Source organism: Mycobacterium kyogaense (assembly GCF_003254575.1).
In the GTDB taxonomy this organism is placed as follows: domain Bacteria; phylum Actinomycetota; class Actinomycetes; order Mycobacteriales; family Mycobacteriaceae; genus Mycobacterium; species Mycobacterium kyogaense.
Window position 1 is genome coordinate 1 of the sequence record NZ_QJUA01000121.1, and the last position, 446, is coordinate 446.

The following is a 446-nucleotide window of genomic DNA, read 5'->3' on the forward strand; positions in this document are numbered from 1 at the left end:
GTACTGCATAAAGGAAGCCCCTAAGCGCCGGACCAGCACGTCGTAGACCGGGCGAAAATAGGGAGCAAACTTTTCTGCGATATCTCCAGGTAAGAAGCCAAGATCTTCATCGGCTTGCAGAACTGGACGGGTGACGATAATCCTGTCGACATCCTTATGTATCAGGGCCTCTGCCGCTTTTGCTGCGCTGATCCAGGTTTTTCCGCACCCGGCTTCGCCCGTGGCGAATATCAGCTGCTTACTCTCAATAGCCTTCAGATAGTGCAATTGCGCTTCATTTCGCGCGAGGATGGGCGAAGTATCGCGACTGTCGCGGGCCATACCAATGGCTTCTACGCCGCCCATCTGCACAAGCGAGGTGACCGATTCTTCTTCACGCTGCTTATGGCTGCGCGAATCCCGTCTCAGCACACGTTTTGCCTCGCGACGAGCTTTGATCACTGCTT

At 54.7% G+C, this 446-nt stretch carries 1 protein-coding gene; it reads right to left on the minus strand.

What is annotated here, in order from left to right:
* A partial coding sequence (locus DMB80_RS27840) for a PhoH family protein (protein WP_111512759.1) occupies positions 1 to 446 on the minus strand: 446 nt, incomplete at both ends.